This is a genomic window from Xanthobacter sp. BG11Y11_SDJG, assembly GCF_057364445.1.
Genome location: NZ_JBNFNU010000740.1, coordinates 1 through 1,034 on the forward strand (window position 1 = coordinate 1; position 1,034 = coordinate 1,034).

Here is a 1,034-nt window from a genome sequence, read left to right on the forward strand (position 1 = left end):
CGCCGGCCCCTGCGCCACCGGACGCACCGCGCCGGTCAGGCTCGCCTCGCCGAAATAGACCGCATCCGCCGGGAGCGGCGCCCCGGTGACGCGCCGAGCACCAGGGCCGGCCCGCCACCGCAAGGTCCGCGGCCGGCTCGGCGATGCGGAAGCCCCCGGCGACATTGAGATAGACGTCGTGGCCGCCGAGCCGGACGCCGCAGCGGGCGTCAAGCACCGCCAGCACCATGGAGAGCCGCGCCGGATCCCAGCCCACCACAGCGCGGCGCGGCGTGCCAAGGGACGAGGGCGCGACCAGCGCCTGGATCTCCACCAGCACCGGGCGCGTGCCCTCCATGCCGGCGAACACCGCCGTGCCGGGCGCGCCCGCGTCGCGGTTGGAGAGGAACAACTCGGAGGGGTTCGGCACCTCCGAGAGACCGGCGCCGGTCATCTCGAACACGCCGATCTCGTCGGTGGGGCCGAACCGGTTCTTCTGCGCCCTGAGGATGCGGAACTGGTGGCCGCCGTCCCCCTCGAAGGAGAACACCGCGTCCACCATGTGCTCGACCACGCGCGGGCCGGCGATCTGTCCGTCCTTGGTGACGTGGCCCACCAGGATCACGCAAGCCCCGGTCTGCTTGGCGTAGCGCACCAGCAATTGGGCCGAGGTGCGCACCTGCGTCACGGTGCCGGGCGCGGATTCGACGCTGTCGGACCACATGGTCTGGATCGAATCGATCACCGAGAGGTGCACCGGCGGGCCGGCGGCGAGGGTGGCGAGGATGTTTTTCGGCATTGGTCTCGGCGGCGAGGCCCACCGGCGACTGGGCGAGCCCGAGCCGCTGGGCGCGCAGGCGCACCTGATCCACCGCCTCCTCGCCCGAGACATAGACCACCTTGAACCCGCGCCGGGCGAGCGCGGCCGAGGCCTGGACCAGGAGCGTCGACTTGCCGATGCCGGGGTCGCCGCCGATCAGCAGCACCGAGCCGGGCACGAAGCCGCCGCCCGCCACCCGGTCCAGCTCCGCCGATGCCGCAGACGAGGCGCGGCG

At 73.3% G+C, this 1,034-nt stretch carries 1 pseudogene; it reads right to left on the reverse strand.

Annotation, left to right across the window (positions count from 1 at the left end):
* Nucleotides 1–1,034, reverse strand: a pseudogene (radA, locus tag AC2W7M_RS26205) (DNA repair protein RadA); the annotation flags it as partial.